13 protein-coding genes are annotated in these 16,884 nt (G+C 66.8%); 8 read left to right on the top strand and 5 right to left on the bottom strand.

Translation table 11 applies throughout. The features are described from left to right. From PMI40_RS21715 to PMI40_RS21700, 4 genes are all read left to right on the top strand, one after another. On the top strand, positions 1 to 523 hold a 523-nt coding region (locus tag PMI40_RS21715; RefSeq protein WP_008119931.1), incomplete at its 5' end, for a branched-chain amino acid ABC transporter permease. Between the two features lie 10 nt (positions 524 to 533). Further along, positions 534 to 1,535 (top strand): branched-chain amino acid ABC transporter permease, encoded by a 1,002-nt coding sequence (locus tag PMI40_RS21710; protein ID WP_040502652.1) that lies wholly within the window; start codon positions 534 to 536, stop codon positions 1,533 to 1,535. Further along, complete coding sequence (locus PMI40_RS21705) at positions 1,532 to 2,317, top strand: ABC transporter ATP-binding protein (RefSeq protein ID WP_008119927.1); 786 nt, start codon at positions 1,532 to 1,534, stop codon at positions 2,315 to 2,317. The genes PMI40_RS21710 and PMI40_RS21705 overlap by 4 nt, the downstream gene beginning before the upstream one ends. Further along, positions 2,314 to 3,030 carry an ABC transporter ATP-binding protein gene (locus tag PMI40_RS21700; RefSeq protein ID WP_008119925.1) on the top strand — a complete coding sequence of 239 codons (717 nt, stop codon included), beginning with the start codon at positions 2,314 to 2,316 and terminating at the stop codon, positions 3,028 to 3,030. Before PMI40_RS21705 ends, PMI40_RS21700 begins: the two co-directional genes overlap by 4 nt. 32 nt (positions 3,031 to 3,062) lie before the next feature. Here the strand turns inward: PMI40_RS21700 and PMI40_RS21695 are convergent, their stop codons facing one another. Next, positions 3,063 to 5,039, bottom strand: coding sequence for a GAF domain-containing protein (locus PMI40_RS21695; RefSeq protein WP_008119920.1), 1,977 nt, complete (start codon positions 5,037 to 5,039; stop codon positions 3,063 to 3,065). Positions 5,040 to 5,219: 180 nt separating this feature from the next. Between PMI40_RS21695 and PMI40_RS21690 the strand changes: the two genes are divergently transcribed. The 4 genes from PMI40_RS21690 (at position 5,220) to rmuC (ending at position 10,080) form a co-directional block, all read left to right on the top strand. Beyond that, positions 5,220 to 6,224 (top strand): SDR family NAD(P)-dependent oxidoreductase, encoded by a 1,005-nt coding sequence (locus tag PMI40_RS21690; protein WP_008119919.1) that lies wholly within the window; start codon positions 5,220 to 5,222, stop codon positions 6,222 to 6,224. 20 nt (positions 6,225 to 6,244) lie between these two features. Continuing rightward, positions 6,245 to 7,426, top strand: a complete 1,182-nt coding sequence (locus PMI40_RS21685; RefSeq protein WP_008119917.1) for an acetyl-CoA C-acyltransferase family protein — start codon at positions 6,245 to 6,247, stop codon at positions 7,424 to 7,426. Between the two features lie 21 nt (positions 7,427 to 7,447). After that, positions 7,448 to 8,236, top strand: coding sequence for an enoyl-CoA hydratase/isomerase family protein (locus PMI40_RS21680; protein ID WP_008119914.1), 789 nt, complete (start codon positions 7,448 to 7,450; stop codon positions 8,234 to 8,236). A gap of 368 nt (positions 8,237 to 8,604) precedes the next feature. After that, positions 8,605 to 10,080: a DNA recombination protein RmuC gene (gene rmuC / locus PMI40_RS21675; protein WP_008119912.1), complete on the top strand. Its 1,476-nt coding sequence runs from the start codon at positions 8,605 to 8,607 to the stop codon at positions 10,078 to 10,080. Positions 10,081 to 10,095: 15 nt separating this feature from the next. On the opposite strand, the gene glp is transcribed toward rmuC, so the two are convergent. From glp to PMI40_RS21655, 4 genes are all read right to left on the bottom strand, one after another. Next, positions 10,096 to 11,385: a gephyrin-like molybdotransferase Glp gene (gene glp / locus PMI40_RS21670; RefSeq protein WP_008119910.1), complete on the bottom strand. Its 1,290-nt coding sequence runs from the start codon at positions 11,383 to 11,385 to the stop codon at positions 10,096 to 10,098. Continuing rightward, positions 11,382 to 12,011: a molybdenum cofactor guanylyltransferase MobA gene (gene mobA, locus PMI40_RS21665; protein ID WP_008119908.1), complete on the bottom strand. Its 630-nt coding sequence runs from the start codon at positions 12,009 to 12,011 to the stop codon at positions 11,382 to 11,384. Before mobA ends, glp begins: the two co-directional genes overlap by 4 nt. A 26-nt stretch (positions 12,012 to 12,037) precedes the next feature. Further along, a complete protein-coding gene (gene moaA / locus PMI40_RS21660) occupies positions 12,038 to 13,147 on the bottom strand; it encodes a GTP 3',8-cyclase MoaA (protein ID WP_008119906.1) in 1,110 nt (369 codons plus the stop codon). 173 nt (positions 13,148 to 13,320) lie between these two features. Further along, on the bottom strand, positions 13,321 to 16,500 hold the full coding sequence (locus PMI40_RS21655) for an Rne/Rng family ribonuclease (protein WP_008119905.1): 3,180 nt from the start codon (positions 16,498 to 16,500) through the stop codon (positions 13,321 to 13,323). Positions 16,501 to 16,884: the final 384 nt, after the last annotated feature.

Below are 16,884 nucleotides of genomic sequence, written 5' to 3'. Positions count from 1 at the left end.
CTGGGGCCCGCTGGGCAACAACGTCGCGCCGCCCGACCTGCTGCAGGGCGTGGTGATGTGGGGCGACTTCATCTATCCGAAATACCGCCTGTTCGTCATTGCCGTCGGCGTGGTGATGGCGGTGGTGCTGGGCGCGGTGCTGGAGGGCACCCGGCTGGGTGCCATCGTGCGTGCCGGCAGCGAGTCGACCGAGATGGTGGCGTTGCTGGGCCTCAATATTCGCCGCATCTTTGCGCTGGTGTTCGCGCTGGGCGCGGCCACCGCCGCGCTGGCCGGCGTGCTGGCCGCGCCGATCCGCGGGGTCGATCCGTTCATGGGCGTCGAAGCGCTGGGCATCGCCTTCGTCGCGGTGGTGGTGGGCGGCATGGGCAGCTTCGCCGGCGCGCTGGCCGGCGGCCTGCTGGTCGGCATCGTGCAAAGCATGATGAGCACCATCTGGCCACCGGGCGCCAACCTCATGATCTACGTCGCCATGGCGCTGGTATTGCTGCTGCGGCCCAACGGACTGCTGGGCCGGGCATAAGGGGAATCACATGAAACATCTTGTCCATCATCGCTTCACCGTCATGGCCGCCGTCGTGGTGCTGGCGCTGCCGTTGCTGCTGGCCTCCGGCTCGCTGGCCAGCGAGCTGCTGATCTTCGCGCTGGCCGCCATGGCCTGCAACCTGCTGCTGGGCTATACCGGCCTGATGTCGTTCGGGCAGGGCATCTTCTACGGCCTGGGTAGCTATGCCAGCGGCCTGCTGCTGTTGCACCTGAAGGCGCCGCTGTCGCTGGCGCTGGGCGGCGCCATGGCGGTCGGCGCACTGGTGGCGGCCTTCGTCGGCTGGTTCGCGATCCGCCAGCGCGGCGTCTATTTCGTGATGCTGACGCTGGCCTTTTCGCAGATGTTCTATTTCCTGGCGTACTCGCTGGTGGACATTACCGGCGGCGACAACGGCCTGCTGGATATCGTCCGGCCCAGCCCTGCGCTGATGGGGACGGTGCTGTTCGACATCGGTAGCCCGTGGCGCTACTACACGCTGGTGGCCGGCATCTTCCTGGTGCTATTCGTGCTGCTGCAGCGCCTGTCGGAGTCGCGCTTCGGCCGCACGCTGCTGGCCATCCGCGACAACGAGGCCCGCGCTGCCGCGGTCGGCTACGACGTGCGTGCCTTCAAGCTGGCGGCTTTCGTGGTGTCCGGCGCCGTCACCGGGCTGGCCGGGGGCCTGCACGCCATGCTGTCCGGTATCGCTCCCTTGTCCAGCATCGAGTACCACGTCAGCGAAACCATCCTGCTGATGACCGTCATCGGCGGCACCGGCAAGCTGTTTGCCTCGGTGATCGGCGCGGCCGCGTATGTGCTGGCCTCGGACTGGTTGTCGTCGATCTGGCCACGCTGGATGATGTTGCTGGGCTTGCTGCTCATTGCCGTCGCGCTGTACATGCAGAAGGGAATCTGGGGCGTGCTGGAGCGCGCTGCGCGATCCCTGCGCGGCAATGCCGGCGACCGCATGGCCGCCACCACCGTCGAACCCGGCAAGGAGCAGGCATGAACTCCGTATCGTCCAACGGCGCGTTGCTGCGCGCACGCGGCGTGACCAAGCGCTACGGCGCCTTTACCGCGGTCGACGGCGTCGACCTGGCGGTCATGCCGGGCACCATCCACTCGGTCATCGGCCCCAACGGCGCCGGCAAGACCACGCTGTTCCATACCCTGACCGGCACCGTGCCGATCACTGCCGGCAGCATCCTCATGGACGGCGAGGAAGTCAGCCGCCTGGCCGGCTACAAGCGGGTGCAGCGCGGCATGGCGCGCTCGTTCCAGGTCACCAGCCTGTTCCAGAATCTCTCGGTGCGGGAGAACCTGCGGGTGGCGGCCCAGGGGCGTGCGCCGCATGCCGCACTGTTCGGCTGGGGCATCCCGGGCAACGACGACCCGGCGCTGGTGGCGGCGGACGAGTTGCTGCTGCGCTTCAGCCTGGGCCCGGTGTCCGACCGGGCGGTCGGACTGCTGTCGCACGGCCAGCAACGGCGGCTGGAGGTCGCCATGGCGATGGCGGCGCGGCCCAGGCTGATCTTCCTGGATGAACCGACCTCAGGCATGGGCATCGACGACATCGCCGAAATGAAGGACCTGATCTTCTCGCTCAGGCAAGACGGCTACGCCATCCTGCTGATCGAGCACAACATGGACATCGTCATGGGTATTTCCGACACCATCACGGTGATGCAAACGGGGCGGGTGCTGGTGGAAGGCGCGCCGGAAGCGATCCGCAACGACGAACACGTGCGCCGCGCCTATCTCGGCAACATGATTACCGGAGGCCGCCAATGAGCAGCGACATCGTGCTGGACGTGCGGGATCTGCACGCCTACTACGGCAAGAGCCACGTGCTGCAAGGGGTATCGTTGAGCGTTCGCGCCGGCGAGGTGGTGACGCTGCTGGGCCGCAACGGCGCCGGCAAGACCACCACGCTGCGCAGTATCGCCGGCAGCCTGGTGCCGCCCGCGGGACAGGTGTCGTTCCAGGGCCGCGAAGTCGCCGGGCAGGAGGCCTACAAGATTGCTGCCGGCGGGCTGTGCCTGGTGCCGGAACATCGCGGCATCTTCAGCCTGTTGTCGGTGGAAGAGAACCTGGCGATCGCGGTGCGTCGCAGTTCTCCGTGGCAACTGGCCGATATCTATCGCATCTTCCCGCGCCTGAAGGAGCGCCGCAAGAACGGTGGCGCCCAGCTCTCCGGCGGCGAACAGCAGATGCTGGCGATCGCGCGGGCGCTGCTCAACCATCCGCGCCTGCTGATGCTGGATGAGCCGGTGGAAGGGCTGGCGCCGGTGATCGTCGAGGAGATCGTCGCCCAGTTGCGGCAGGTGCGCGCCACCGGCATGCCCATCGTGCTGGTGGAGCAGAACCTGGAAGTCTGCTGCCAGTTGGCCGACCGGCACTACATCCTGGAGCAGGGGCGGGTGGTCTATACGGCGGGCAATGCCGACTTCCTGGCCGACCATGCGGCCAAGGACCGTTACCTGGGCGTGAACGTCGCAGCCTGACAGCGTCGAACCGGCGTCAGGCGTTCACCGGCTCAAGCCTTGCCGCCGCCGCCGGGCAGTTCGTCGCGCAGCCGTTTCAGGCGCAGCGCGACATGGATGTCGGCCACCCGGCCATCGCTTTCCCACGGGCCGAGCAGGGTGGAAATGACCTCCAGCCGGTTGTGCAGGGTGTTGACGTGGATCTGCAGCACGGTCGCCGTGGCGCGCGCGTTCTGCATGTGGTCCAGGTAGGTGTGCAGGGTGTCGGTCAACTGGGTGTTGCGCCGCGCATCCTGTTCGGTCAGCCGGCCGATCACGCCGTCGATGGCGGCATCCAGGGTGGCGGCGTCCTGGTGCTGGAACAGCACCGCATACATGCGCAGCGAGGCTTCATGCGCCACGCAGTTGCGCCGGCGCAGGGCCTGCAGCAGGCCGAGTGCGCGCTTCAGATGCTGGTCGGCGCCGGCCAGGCCGGCCAGATCGTCGTACGGACCGGAGAGCACCGCGATGCCGGGGAAGGACAGTTCCTCGAACAGCGCGGCATGCAGCTCCTGCTCCAGCTGGCGCCGATCGGCCTGGTTCACCGCCATCACGATGCGGCCATCGATGTCGGTCGCCAGGTGCGGCAGGTGACGCAGCCGGCTCGACAGCTTGCGCACCGCATAGCCGACCCGGGTGCGCTCGATCTGGATCATCGCCAGCATGCAGGGCTTGGCCAGGTCGACCCCATGCCGCGCCAGGCGGCCCGCCAGCTCGCCGTCGTGCTGGCGGGGTTCGAGCAGGGCGCGCATGGTGAGGTTGATGTCCTGGTCGAGCGAGGCCGAGCTCTTTTCGGCCGACAGTTGCAGCACGGCGGTGGCGGTGGCGCTGCGCTCGAAGATGCGCACCGCCGGCTCGTTCATGGGCAAGCGGGTCTGGATCACCAACGCCCCGAACAGCTCGTCGCGGCTCATCACTGCCGCCACCTGGCAATGCGCGCCGGCGGCCGTGGCGCGCCCGCTGGCGCGGCTCTGGCTGATGGCCGACTGGATGGCGGAGTCGATGCCGGAGAAGCTGCGATAAGAGTCGATGACCTCCGGCGCCTCATAGTCGCGCGGGGTGGCCACGCAGACTTCGATACCGGCGGCGTCCAGGTACAGCACGCGGCCATCGAGAATGTTGGCCACGGTATGGATCAGGTCCTTGAGCGGCGCCCCGCGCGCCAGCAGCCGGGTCAGCTGCTCGTGGGCATCGGCCGCCAGTTCCAGCGCCGCGGTCTGTTCCTGCAGGCGACGGTTGGCTTGTTCCGTTTCCAGCAGGGCCTGCCGCGTCAGGTCGAAGGCGCGGGCGTTGCGCACCGCCACCGAGGCGTGCGCGGCAAGCGTGGCGAGAATGGAGATCTCGCGCGGCGCATAGCTGCGCGCGTAGCGGTCGCCCACGATCAGGATGCCGACCACCTCCGCACCGGATAGCAGCGGCGCGGCCACCAGCGAGCGCAGCCCCTCGCGGCGGATCATCTGGTCGTTCTCGGCGGTGTGCTCGAAATGGCGGTCGCCCATATAGTCGCTGGTGGCGAACGGGCTGCGGGTGCGCATCACGTGGCCGGCCACGCCGGTATTGAGCGGGGTATTGGTGTTCTTGGTTTCGTTGGAATAGACGCCGCTGACGGCCAGCACGCCCAGGTTGTTGTGGTCGTCGTTCATGCCGGCCAGCCAGGCCAGGTCGCTGCCCAGCAGGCGGCGGCCGCGCTCGACGATGTCGAACAGGACCTGGCCCAGCTCCTTGAGCTCGGTCAGCGCCTGCGCACTCTCGAATACGCCGCGCAGGCTCAACTCGTTCTGGCGATGTCGCTCCAGTCGCTTGCCGATCGACAGCGCGCGATGCGCCGCGCCCAGCAGCGAATGGCGCTGCGGATGGTCGTCGGGCAGTTGCTCGATGTCGCGCAGCAGGGCGGTCAGGGCGGCGTGCTGCTCCTCGTCCTGGTCGAGCAGGGCCAGCAGGTCTTCATGGCTGGGGACGGTGGGCAGCGGGGCGGGCGAAAGGCGATTCATGGCAAACGGATGGCGACGACAGGCTGACAGGGTAGCGACGATTCTTCAGCAAGAACCTGTATGAATCATCCAGTTGGCGACCGTATTATTGGTATTAACACACATTGTAGCGAGGCATCCGGCTCAGTACAGTCGGTTGTCGTGACGAATTTTCATTTTCCTGCCCACTTTATTTCGAACATGCTTCCTGATTCCGTACAGCAAGATCGCTCCGGCCAAGCCGCCTTTGCGCATGATTTGCCCGATATCCACGCCACCCACGCCATCCGCCTGGACGGCCAGGTGGCAATCGTCACCGGCGCCGGCGGCGGCCTGGGACGCTGCCACGCGCTGGAACTGGCGCGTCGCGGCGCCAGGGTTGTCATCAACGACCTTGGCGTGGCGCGCGACGGCCGCACACAGGCCTCGACCGCCGCCGAAGACGTGGTGCGGGAGATCCAGGCCTTCGGCGGCGAGGCGATGGCCAGCGCAGCCTCGGTCACCGACACCGCCAGCGTGCTGCGCATGGTGGAAGACACCATGGCGCGTTGGGGCCGCATCGACATCCTGGTCAACAACGCCGGCTTCCTGCGCGACAAGAGCTTCACCAAGATGAGCCTGGAGGACTTCGAAACCATCGTCGACGTCCACCTGATGGGCGCCGTGCGCTGCACCAAGGCGGTGTGGGACATCATGCGCGCCCAGAACTACGGTCGCATCGTCATGACCACCTCCTCCTCCGGCCTGTTCGGCAATTTCGGCCAGTCCAACTATGGTGCCGCCAAGATGGGCCTGGTGGGCTTGATGCAGACGCTGGCGATCGAGGGCCTGAAGTACGGCATTCACGTCAACTGCCTGGCGCCGTCGGCGGCCACCCGCATGACCGAGGAGCTGTTCCCGGCCGAAGAACTGGCCCTGTTGTCGCCGCAAAGCGTGACGCCCGGCGTGGTCTACCTGGTCTCGCCGAAAGCGCCGACCAAGACCATCCTGTGCGCCGGCGCCGGCGCTTTCTCTACTTCGCACGTGACGCTGACCGAGGGCATCTACGCCGGCGACGGCCCGGTCGCGGCCGAAGCCATCGCCAGCAATGCCGCCGCGCTGACCGACCGACGCGACGAACAGGTGCCGGCCACCGGCTTCGAGCAATCCAAGCGCGAGATCCTCAAGGCGCGTGCGGCGCGCCGCCGGCAAGCCCAGACCGCGTGAGCGCAACGAGGGACAGACGCATGAACGAAGTATTTGTCGTCAGCGCCGTGCGCACGGCCATCGGCGACTTCGGCGGCAGCCTGCGCGATGTGGCGCCGGCCCGCCTGGCGACCAGCGTCACGGCCGAAGCGGTACGTCGCAGCGGCATCGCCGCCGACGCCATCGGCCACGTGGTGTTCGGCCAGGTTATTCCGACCGAGCCCAATGATGCCTATCTGGCGCGCATTGCCGCGCTCAACGCCGGCTTGCCGCAATCGGTCCCGGCCATGACGCTCAACCGGCTCTGCGGCTCCGGCCTGCAGGCGGCGTTGAGCGCGGCCCAGGCCATCATGCTGGGCGACACCGACATTGCGCTCGCCGGCGGCGCCGAGAGCATGAGCCGGGCGCCGTTCCTCTCGAACTCCATGCGCTGGGGCAGCCGCATGGGCGATGCGGTGCTGCTGGATGGCTTGACCGGTGCGCTGACCGATCCCTTCCACAAGATCCTGATGGGCGTCACCGCCGAGAACGTGGCGCAGCGCCATGACATTTCACGCGCCGAGCAGGACGCGCTGGCGCTGGAAAGCCATCGCCGGGCTGCGGCGGCGATAGCGCAAGGGCGCTTCAAGGAGCAGATCCTGCCGCTCGAGGTCAAGGCCAAGGGTAAGGCCAGCGTGTTCGACCAGGACGAACACGTGCGTGCGGATGTCAGCGCCGAGGAGCTGGCCGGGCTGCGCACCCTCTTCAAGAAGGAGGGCGGCAGCGTCACCGCCGGCAACGCCTCCGGCATCAATGATGGCGCCGCCGCGCTGGTGCTGGCCAGCGGCAACGCGGTCCGGGAACACGGCCTGCGGCCGCTGGCCCGCCTGGTATCGTATGCGCATGCCGGCGTCGATCCCGCCTACATGGGCATCGGCCCGGTGCCGGCAACGCGCCAGGCGCTGCAGCGCGCCGGGCTCCGCGTGGCCGACCTGGACGTGATCGAATCCAACGAAGCCTTTGCCGCCCAGGCCTGCGCGGTGAGCGGCCTGCTGGATCTCGATCCGCAAAAGGTGAACCCGAATGGCAGCGGCATCTCGCTGGGCCACCCGGTCGGCGCCACCGGCGCCGTCAATACCGTGAAGCTGGTGTACGAGATGCAACGGCGCAATGCCCGCTATGGGCTGGTCACGATGTGCATCGGCGGCGGGCAGGGCATTGCCGCCATTTTCGAACGGATGTAACCGTTGGCAGAGGAGCCCGGCATGGACAAGCAATTGATCGCAATGGAAAAGCAGGGTGACGTCGCCTGGATCACCCTTAACAATCCCGACAGCATGAACGCGCTGTCGGGCTCCATGCTGGAGCAGCTGGCCGGGGTCGTCGACGGCCTGCATGAAGATGCCGCCGTGCGCTGCGTGGTGATCACCGGCGCCGGCAAGGCGTTCTGCTCCGGCGGCGACCTGCTGGGCTTCCGCGAGGACCTGGCCCATGGCACCGACCGCTTCATCGCCAAGTTGCGCTACGCCCAGGACGTATTCGACCGGATCGAGGCCTTGCCCATGCCGGTCATCGCGGCGGTGAACGGCTATGCGATTGCCGGCGGGCTGGAGCTGATCCTGTGCTGCGACATGATCGTGGCCGCGCAATCGGCCAGGATCGGTGACGGCCACGCACGCTACGGCTTCATCCCGGGCGGCGGATCCTCGGCCCGGCTGCCGCGCAAGATCGCCGCCAACCGCGCCAATTACATGCTGCTCAGCGCCGAGCTGCTGCCGGCGGCAACGCTGGAGCAATGGGGACTGGTGAACATGGTGACGCCCGACGGCCAATTGCTGGAGGCCGCCGGCAAGCTGGCCACCTCGGTTGCCAGGCACAGCCCGCTGGGCCTGCGCGTCATCAAGGACCTGCTGCGCGCCAGCATGGAAACCAACTGCGGGCAGGCCGCCCGCGCCGAGATCGACGCTTTCGTGGCGTACGCGCGCAGCGAAGACTTCGCAGAAGGCCTGGCGGCATTTGCCGAGAAGCGCAAGCCGTCGTTCATCGGAACGTAGCGTCGCGGTCCCGGGCCGGACATCGACGATATCGTCGAGCTTGTATAATGGCCAGACCGGCAACGGCAATTGTAGGTCTGTGCTGTCCTTGGTTGCTGGCCGGCAGCCTATCTTGATCACTCACATGTCTTGGTGAAATCATAGCGCGGTGCTTCAAGCCTTCGGCCGCTGGCGAGATCGACGAAGCAGATAATTTAAGCAACATACCGCGAGCACGAACTCGACAACCTCCAGCATCGCGGCTGCGTGTCGAATAGAATCATGCTTTTTGGGCAGCATCGAGCTGATTTGCTAACAGTTAGTCGTATTCATCATATCTGGATACGCAACAAGGCTCACCAAGCCCCGATTTCCCTCACTCTGCTTCTATGTCATCGACCGAATTGATCCTGGCCGGGCTGATTGCCCTTGGCATCGTATTGCAAGTCCTGCTGCTGTTGCGTGGCCAGCGGCGCGACGACAGCGGCATCGAGGCTGCATTGACGCAGCTCAAGCTTGAGCTGCAACGGCACCAGCAGGACAGCGCCGAGCGCATCGAGCGTGAACTGCGCAGCCAGGTGCAGTCCAGCGCGCAAGGCACGCGCCAGGAACTGGGCAGCAGCTTCGCGCAATTGCAGCAGACCCTGGCCACCCAGATGTCGTCGGTGGCGACCTTGCAGAACAACCAGATCGACGGCTTTGCCCAGCAACTGGTCAAGCTCAACGAAACCAACGCCCAGCAACTCGATGGCATGCGCCAGTCGATCACGCTGCAGGCGCAGGTAAGCCGCGAAGAGCAGGGCTTGTCGCTCAAGCGTTTCGGCGACACGCTCAACCAGCAGCTGTCGTCCTTGACCGAATCCAACGCCCAGCGCATGGGTGAGATCCGCACCACGCTGGAGGCCCGCATCAAGGACCTGCAGACCGACAACGCGCAAAAGCTCGAAGAGATGCGCAAGACCGTCGACGAAAAGCTGCACGCCACGCTGGAGCAACGCCTGGGCGAGTCGTTCCGCCTGGTGTCGGACCGGCTCGACAAGGTGCACCAGGGCCTGGGCGAGATGCAGCAGCTGGCCACCGGGGTGGGCGACCTCAAGCGCGTGCTGACCAACGTCAAGACGCGCGGCACCTGGGGCGAAGTGCAACTGGAGATGTTGCTCGAGCAGATGTTGACCCCCGACCAGTACGCCAAGAATGTCGAGACCGTGCCCTCCAGCGGCGAGCGGGTGGAGTTCGCCATCAAGCTGCCTGGCGCCGCCGACGACGGTCGCCCGGTGTGGATGCCGATCGATGCCAAGTTCCCCAAGGAACAGTACGAAAGGCTGGTGGATGCGGCCGACCGCGCCGATGCCGAGGGCGTGGCCAGCGCCGGCCGCGAGCTGGAGCGCGCGGTGCGCGGTGAAGCCAGGACCATCGCCGAGAAATACCTGTCGCCGCCGCTGACGACCGATTTCGCGATCCTGTTCTTGCCCACCGAAGGCTTGTATGCGGAGGTGATGCGGCGCCCCGGTCTGTCCGATGACCTGCAGCGCACGCTGCGGGTGAGCATTGCCGGGCCGTCGACGCTGGCGGCGCTGCTCAACAGCCTGCAGATGGGCTTTCGCACGCTGGCGCTGGAGAAGCGCTCGTCGGAGGTATGGCAGGTACTGGGCGCGGTCAAGACCGAATTCACCAAGTTCGGCGATGTGCTGTCGGCGACCAAGACAGCGCTGGAACGCGCGGCCCGCAATATCGACCAGGCCGAGGTCCGTACCCGCCAGATGACGCGCAAGCTCAAATCGGTAGAGGCCCTGCCAGCCGAGAGCGCGCAGCAGCTGCTGGGCACGGCCGAACTCGACCTGGGCGGCACCGACGAAGAGGTCTAGGGCGGTTCGGCCGGGCTACACCAGGCCGTCGAACACCACCACCGACACCAGCTCGCCGGCGGCCACGTCGCCGCGTTCGTGTTCCAGCTCGATGAGGCAGTTGGCGTCCGACATCGAGCGCAGGATACCCGAGCCCTGGGTGCCGGTCAGGCGCACATTCCATATTCCCTGCTGGTCCGGCGCCAGGATGCCGCGCTGGTATTCGCTGCGCCCCGGCTTCTTGCGGATGGCATCGGTGGTGCCCACGCGCAGGCGCGGCAGCGGGCTGGCCTCGGCGCCCGCCAGGCGCAGCAGCGCATCGCGCACGAAACAGTAGAAACTGACGGTGACCGCGACCGGGTTGCCCGGCAATCCGAACAGGTAGGCGTGGCGCCCGTGCGAGGCAATGCGGCCGAACGCCAGCGGGCGCCCGGGACGCATGCCGATCTTCCAGAACAGCATCTGGCCCAGGCTGGCCATGATCTGCTTGGTGTAGTCCGCCGCGCCCACCGATACGCCGCCCGAGGTGATGACCGCGTCGGCCTGCTCGCAGGCGGTACGAAAGGTAGCTTCCAGCGCGGCCGGGTCGTCGCCCACCACGCCCAGGTCGAGCACATCGCAGCCCAGGCGGCTGAGCATGCCGTGCAGGGTGTAGCGATTGGAGTCGTAGACGCAGCCCGGGTCCAGCGTTTGACCGACCGAGCGCAGTTCGTCGCCGGTCGAGAAGAAGGCCACCCGCAAGCGGCGCTGCACGGCGACCTCGGCCATGCCCAGCGAAGCCAGCAAGCCGATGTCGGCCGGGCGCAGCAACTTGCCGCGCGACAGCGCCACGCTGTGTCGTGCCAGGTCTTCACCGCGCAGGCGACGATTGTCGCCCGGACGTACGCGTGCGGCCGGGATGGTCACGCCCTGGTCGTCGCCGTCGATGGTCAATTCCTGGGGGATGACGGTGTCACAGCCGGGCGGCATCGGCGCCCCGGTCATGATGCGCACGCATTGGCCGGGTCCGGGCGTGCCATCGAAGCGTTGCCCGGCATGGACCGCGCCGGCCAGTGCCAGTCGCACCTGGCGGCCATGGACGATATCGGCGCCGCGCAATGCGTAGCCATCCATGGCCGAGTTGTCATGCGCCGGCACGTCGATGTGCGACACGATGTCATGCGCCAGCACCCGCCCCAGGGCACTGCGGATGGGCAACCGCTCGGCGGCGTCGATGGGGGTGATGAAGTCGCCGATGACGCGCTGCGCTTGCGCCACCGTCATGGCGTTGGGGTCGTAGCCACTGATGCAGCTGATGATGTCGTCCAGCGAATTGGGGGAGCTCACCGTGATGTTTCCTGTTCGAGTTGTTGCAGTTGCTGCGCGGTATTGATGTTGCAGAAGGCATGCGGATCGGGGAAGTCGACTTCCACCAGCCTGAGCGAGGCGAACCAGAGTGCCATCTTGCGTTCGCCGGCGGACAGGAAGCGCTCCAGCGAGGCCGCCAGCGTGGTATCGATCAGTGCGCAGACCGGGTGCTGCTGGCGTTGCCCGCCGTGCCCGGTGACCGCATAGGCGGCCTGGGCACCACTGGCGACGATGGCCTCGGCCAGGCGCAGCACCAGGTCGGTCGGAATCAATGGCGCATCGCAGGCAGTGGTGGCCAGCCATGGCGTGGTGCAATGGCGCAGGCCGCTTTGCAGCCCCGCCAGCGGGCCATGGAAGCCATCGTCGAGGTCTGGCCACACCGGATAGCCGAACGCGGCGTAGCGCGCGTGCGAGCGGTTGGCGTTGATGGCCAGGGTGCCGACCTGGGGCGCCAGGCGGGCGATGACATGCCGTGCCAGCGGCTTGCCGTGCAGCTGCTGCAGGCCCTTGTCGAGGCCACCCATGCGACTGCCGCGACCGCCTGCCAGCACCAGGCCGGTGATGTGTTCGGGGGAGATGGCGGCGACCGGAGTGCAGTCAGGCATGGTGCAGGAAGAGGACGGCAGCGTCCTCAACCACCGATGTACGACATTTCGACCTTGCGCAGCGGCCGTGCCGGTTGTTCGCTGCGCAGCTCCGAATAGCGGTCGCCGCGGCTACGCCACAACTGGGCAATGGCGCCGGCCAGCAAGGCATCGTCGTCGCTGCCGCGCACCAGGGCGCGCAGGTCATGGCCCTGGCTGCCGAACAGGCAGGTGTAGACCTGGCCTTCGGTCGACAGGCGGGCGCGCGAACAGTCCTGGCAAAAGGCCTGGGTCACGCTGGAGATGACGCCGATCTCGCCGCCGCCGTCGACATAGCGCCAGCGCTCGGCGGTCTCGCCGGTGTAGTTCGGATCGACCTCCACCAGCGGCAGTTCGGCGGCGATGCGCTGCACCACCTCGCACGAGGGTAATACTTCATCCATGCGCCAGCCGTTGGAACTGCCCACGTCCATGTATTCGATGAAGCGCAGGATCACCGGCGTGCCCTTGAAGTGGCGCGCCATGGGCAGGATCTGGTCGTCGTTGACGCCTTTCTTGACCACCATGTTGACCTTGACCGGCCCCAGGCCGGCAGCCATCGCCGCGTCGATGCCGTCGAGCACCCGCGCGACCGGGAAGTCGACATCGTTCATACGGCGAAAGCCGGCGTCGTCCAGCGAGTCGAGCGACACCGTCACGCGCTTGAGACCGGCATCCTTGAGAGCTTGCGCCTTCTGTCGCAGCAGCGTGCCGTTGGTGGTCAGGGTCAGGTCGACCTCGCTGCCATCGGCGGTGCGCAGGGCGGCCAGCATCGCCACCAGGCGTTCGATATGCTTGCGCAGCAGCGGCTCGCCACCGGTGAGCCGGATCTTGTGGACGCCGTGGGCCACGAACTGGCGCGCCACCCGGGTGATTTCCTCAAAGCTGAGCAGGGCCGAATGGGGCAGGAAGTCATACTGCTTGTCGAACACATCCTTGGGCATGCAGTACACGCAGCGGAAATTGCAACGGTCGGTGACCGAAATGCGCAGGTCGTGCAGCGGCCGCCCCAGCGTGTCGCCCAGCAGGCCGCTGGGCTGCTCGCGCAGCACCTGTCCCAGCGGGTTCAAGGCCGGGGCTTGCCGCAGGTCAACGATGGGGATGACGCGTGTGTTCATAGGGCTGGCGAGGATGATTGCATAACGATAGCACGCCTGGCACATCGGCGTGATGCTTGCATCGGCACCACGCACTGTATTGCGCCAGGCCATGCCCAACTGTGACGCACGTGTACCGCCAGGATGCAAGAAAGGGAGCCGAAGCTCCCTTTCTTGTTGCCTTCACCAATGCATCAGTGACGCGTTTCGACTTGCACCAGCGGGTCGTTGGACTGCGGTGGCAGCGGCTTGCGCTCGCGTGGCACGCGCACCGGCGGTACCACGGTGGCGGCAGCCTCCTGCGCCGCGCGCAGCTTGGCCGGATCGGTCGAGGCCTGGGTCAGGCCAGCCTGCGACAGCATCTGGTTGACGGCGTCGCGTTGTGCGCCGTTGTCCTGGGCCGCACTACGCGGTGCCGGGGCCGCGACCGGGGCCGCAGCCGTGGGCGCTACCTCGAACTCGGGCGCAGCTGGCGTGGCCACCGGTGCCGGTGTAGCTGGCGTGGCATCGAGCAGGCTGATCTGTTGCGGCGCCGATGGGCTGGCGACAGTTTCGGCCGGCAGCGCCACTTCGATCGGGGCCTCCGATGCAGCCGGTGCCTCTGGCGCGGCCTGCACCGGCTCCAGCGCCGGGGCTGGGGCGAAGCTGGCGTCGATCGATGCGGCGGCCGGTTCGATCGGCTCGGCATTGGCAAACACCGCCTGAGTCGCTTCGGCTGCGGCGGCGGCCACGGCTTCGACCGAGTTCACACCGGCCTCGACAGTGGCTGCGGTCTCGGTGCGCTCGACAGCGGCTGCCGGTTCGGCCGCGACCGGCGTCGAGAAGCTGGCCTGGGCTACCGCGGCCTGGCTGACTTCGTCGGTGGTGGCGTGCGCGGCCTGGGCGCTGACCGACTCGGCGTTGGCTTCGGTGTCACCGGCTTCGTTGCTGTCTTCGATGAAATTGCCGTTTTCGTCACGTTCGCGGCGGTTGCGGTTGCGGCCGCCACGACGACGACGACGACGTGGCTCGGTGGCGCCATCGGCGCCTTCGACGGCTTCACCGGCGATGCCCGGCTCGACCTGGCCGGCCTCCACCTGGACTGCCTCGGTGCCGGTGGTTTGCACCACGTCGGCACCGCTGACGGTCACTGCCACCCCGGCGCCTGCGACCACGGTGCCGGTGGCCAATGCGGCTTCCAGCGGCAGGCCTTCTTCGGTGCGGGCTTCCTTGCGTTCGCCGCGCGGTGTGCGCGGTGGGCGTGGTTCACGACCTTCGCGCGGCTCGCGACCTTCACGGCCCTCGCGCGGTTCGCGCGGTTCACGCACTTCACGTGGCTCACGCGCTTCGTTGCGACGTGCTTCCTTGGCTTCCTGGCCTTCGCGTGGTTCACGACCTTCGCGTGGCTCGCGCGCTTCACGACCTTCACGCGGTTCGCGCGGTGGACGCGGGGCGCGTGGCGGACGGGCCTCGATGGCGCCTGCCGCTTCGGCCGGGTTCTTCAGTTCAGGGGCGGTGGCCGGTGCGCCGTCGCGATTGCGACCGCCGCGTTCGCCGCCACGGTCATTGCGATTGCGGCTGCGGCCATTGCGGTCGCGGCCGGCGCGCTCGCTTTCGCGCTTGGCAGGGCTCTTGGCTTCGACCACCACGGGTGCCGGGGCCGGGGCCACGGGCTTCTTGCGGAAGAAACTGAAGATCTTGCCCAGCAGGCCCGCTTCGGGGGCCAGGGTCGGCGGCGGCACGGGGGCCACGACCGGTTCCGGTACGCGACGGTCGACGATAGGCGCTGGCTGGTCCGGGGTGATGCCCTTGACCACGGCTTCCTGGCGCGGCTTGACGTCGTCCTTCTGGCGCTTGCTGTAGCCGATGTCGGTGTCGGCCTGCTCGGCCATGGCATAGCTGGCCTGGGCATCGTCGAGGCGCGGATCGTCATGCTTGATCCGCTCCATCTTGTAGTGCGGGGTTTCCAGGTGCTTGTTGGGGATCATGATCACCGTGACGCGATGGCGCGTCTCGATCTTCAGGATTTCACCGCGCTTCTCGTTGAGCAGGAAGCCGGCCACATCGACCGGGGCCTGCACATGGATGGCGGCGGAGTTTTCCTTCATCGCCTCTTCCTGGATGATGCGCAGCACCTGCAGGGCGGACGATTCGGTATCGCGGATATGGCCGGTGCCGTTGCAACGCGGGCAGGTCACGTGGCTGCCTTCGGACAGCGACGGACGCAGGCGCTGGCGCGACAGTTCCATCAGGCCGAAGCGCGAGATCTTGCCCATCTGGACGCGGGCACGGTCGTGGTGCAGGGCATCCTTGAGGCGGGTCTCGACTTCGCGCTGGTTCTTGGAGTTCTCCATGTCGATGAAGTCGATCACGATCAGGCCACCCAGGTCGCGCAGGCGCAACTGGCGGGCCACTTCCTCGGCCGCTTCCAGGTTGGTGTTGAACGCGGTGGTCTCGATGTCGCTGCCACGGGTGGCGCGCGCCGAGTTGACGTCGACCGAGACCAGCGCTTCGGTGTGGTCGATCACGATGGCGCCGCCCGATGGCAGCGGCACGGTACGCGAGTACGCGGTTTCGATCTGGTGCTCGATCTGGAAGCGCGAGAACAGCGGCACGTCGTCGCGGTAGCGCTTGACGCGGTGGACCATGTCCGGCATCACGTGGGCCATGAACTGCTGGGCCTGGTCGTGGATGTCGTCGGTGTCGATCAGGATTTCGCCGATGTCGGGCTGGAAGTAGTCGCGGATGGCACGGATGACCAGCGAGGATTCCTGGTAGATCAGGAATGCGCCGGAGCCGACCTTGCCGGCGCCTTCGATGGCGCGCCACAGTTGCATCAGGTAGTTCAGGTCCCACTGCAGTTCGTCGACATTGCGACCGATGCCTGCGGTGCGGGCGATGACCGACATGCCGCCTGGCAGGTCGAGCTTGTCCATGGTTTCGCGCAGTTCCTGGCGATCTTCGCCCTCGACCCGGCGCGATACGCCGCCGCCGCGCGGGTTGTTGGGCATCAGCACCAGGTAGCGGCCGGCCAGCGAAATGAACGAGGTCAGGGCAGCGCCCTTGTTGCCGCGTTCTTCCTTCTCGACCTGGACGATGATTTCCTGGCCTTCGCGCAGCGCTTCCTTGATGGTGGCGTTGCGTACGTCGACCCCTTCCTTGAAGTAGGTACGGGCCACTTCCTTGAACGGCAGGAAGCCGTGGCGTTCTTCGCCGTAATTGACGAAGCAGGCTTCCAGCGAGGGTTCGATGCGGGTGATGACACCCTTGTAGATGTTGGACTTGCGCTGCTCACGTCCGGTGGTTTCGATGTCGATGTCGATCAGCTTCTGGCCGTCGACAATCGCTACGCGCAACTCTTCCTGCTGCGTAGCATTGAACAACATACGTTTCATGTTTTCACTCCGGGATCCGAGGATCCTTCAAATGGGCCGTGCGTGAGAGCGGCCCAAAGTACATGGGATGTACGCGAAGAACGAAGTGATTGGGGAGGGAATTGCCTTAATGTGTGGAGGGCCCCTTAGAGGCCACTCAAGCACAACGGGGCGCGGATGCAAAGGACCGGAAAGCCGGGCAGCGCCGTATCCGCGCCGGGCGTTCCGCGATTTGCGGTCACGCGCTTTGCTGCGGACGGTAAGCTGGTCTGTGGAGCCAAACTAAACATAGCGACTGGATGGCGACGGCGATCGGTTTCAATGCATCACCGGCAAGCCTCGCGACTAACCGCTCCCGAACCGTGGCCCGGACCGGACGATGGGCGCAGGCGTTGGCAGACCATG

The sequence above is a fragment of the Herbaspirillum sp. YR522 genome (genome assembly GCF_000282575.1).
GTDB lineage: Bacteria > Pseudomonadota > Gammaproteobacteria > Burkholderiales > Burkholderiaceae_D > Herbaspirillum.
The sequence above is the reverse complement of the archived record's forward strand: the minus strand, read 5'-3'. Positions and strand labels throughout refer to the sequence as shown.

Bases quoted from the DNA above. Each gene is read 5' to 3' on its own strand.
- rmuC (WP_008119912.1), top strand. From the start codon at position 8,605: ATGTCATCGACCGAATTGATCCTGGCCGGGCTGATTGCCCTTGGCATC.
- moaA (WP_008119906.1), bottom strand. From the start codon at position 13,147: ATGAACACACGCGTCATCCCCATCGTTGACCTGCGGCAAGCCCCGGCC.
- PMI40_RS21705 (WP_008119927.1), top strand. From the start codon at position 1,532: ATGAACTCCGTATCGTCCAACGGCGCGTTGCTGCGCGCACGCGGCGTG.
- PMI40_RS21695 (WP_008119920.1), bottom strand. From the start codon at position 5,039: ATGAATCGCCTTTCGCCCGCCCCGCTGCCCACCGTCCCCAGCCATGAA.
- PMI40_RS21700 (WP_008119925.1), top strand. From the start codon at position 2,314: ATGAGCAGCGACATCGTGCTGGACGTGCGGGATCTGCACGCCTACTAC.
- PMI40_RS21655 (WP_008119905.1), bottom strand. From the start codon at position 16,500: ATGAAACGTATGTTGTTCAATGCTACGCAGCAGGAAGAGTTGCGCGTA.
- PMI40_RS21685 (WP_008119917.1), top strand. From the start codon at position 6,245: ATGAACGAAGTATTTGTCGTCAGCGCCGTGCGCACGGCCATCGGCGAC.
- mobA (WP_008119908.1), bottom strand. From the start codon at position 12,011: ATGCCTGACTGCACTCCGGTCGCCGCCATCTCCCCCGAACACATCACC.
- PMI40_RS21680 (WP_008119914.1), top strand. From the start codon at position 7,448: ATGGACAAGCAATTGATCGCAATGGAAAAGCAGGGTGACGTCGCCTGG.
- PMI40_RS21710 (WP_040502652.1), top strand. From the start codon at position 534: ATGAAACATCTTGTCCATCATCGCTTCACCGTCATGGCCGCCGTCGTG.
- PMI40_RS21690 (WP_008119919.1), top strand. From the start codon at position 5,220: ATGCTTCCTGATTCCGTACAGCAAGATCGCTCCGGCCAAGCCGCCTTT.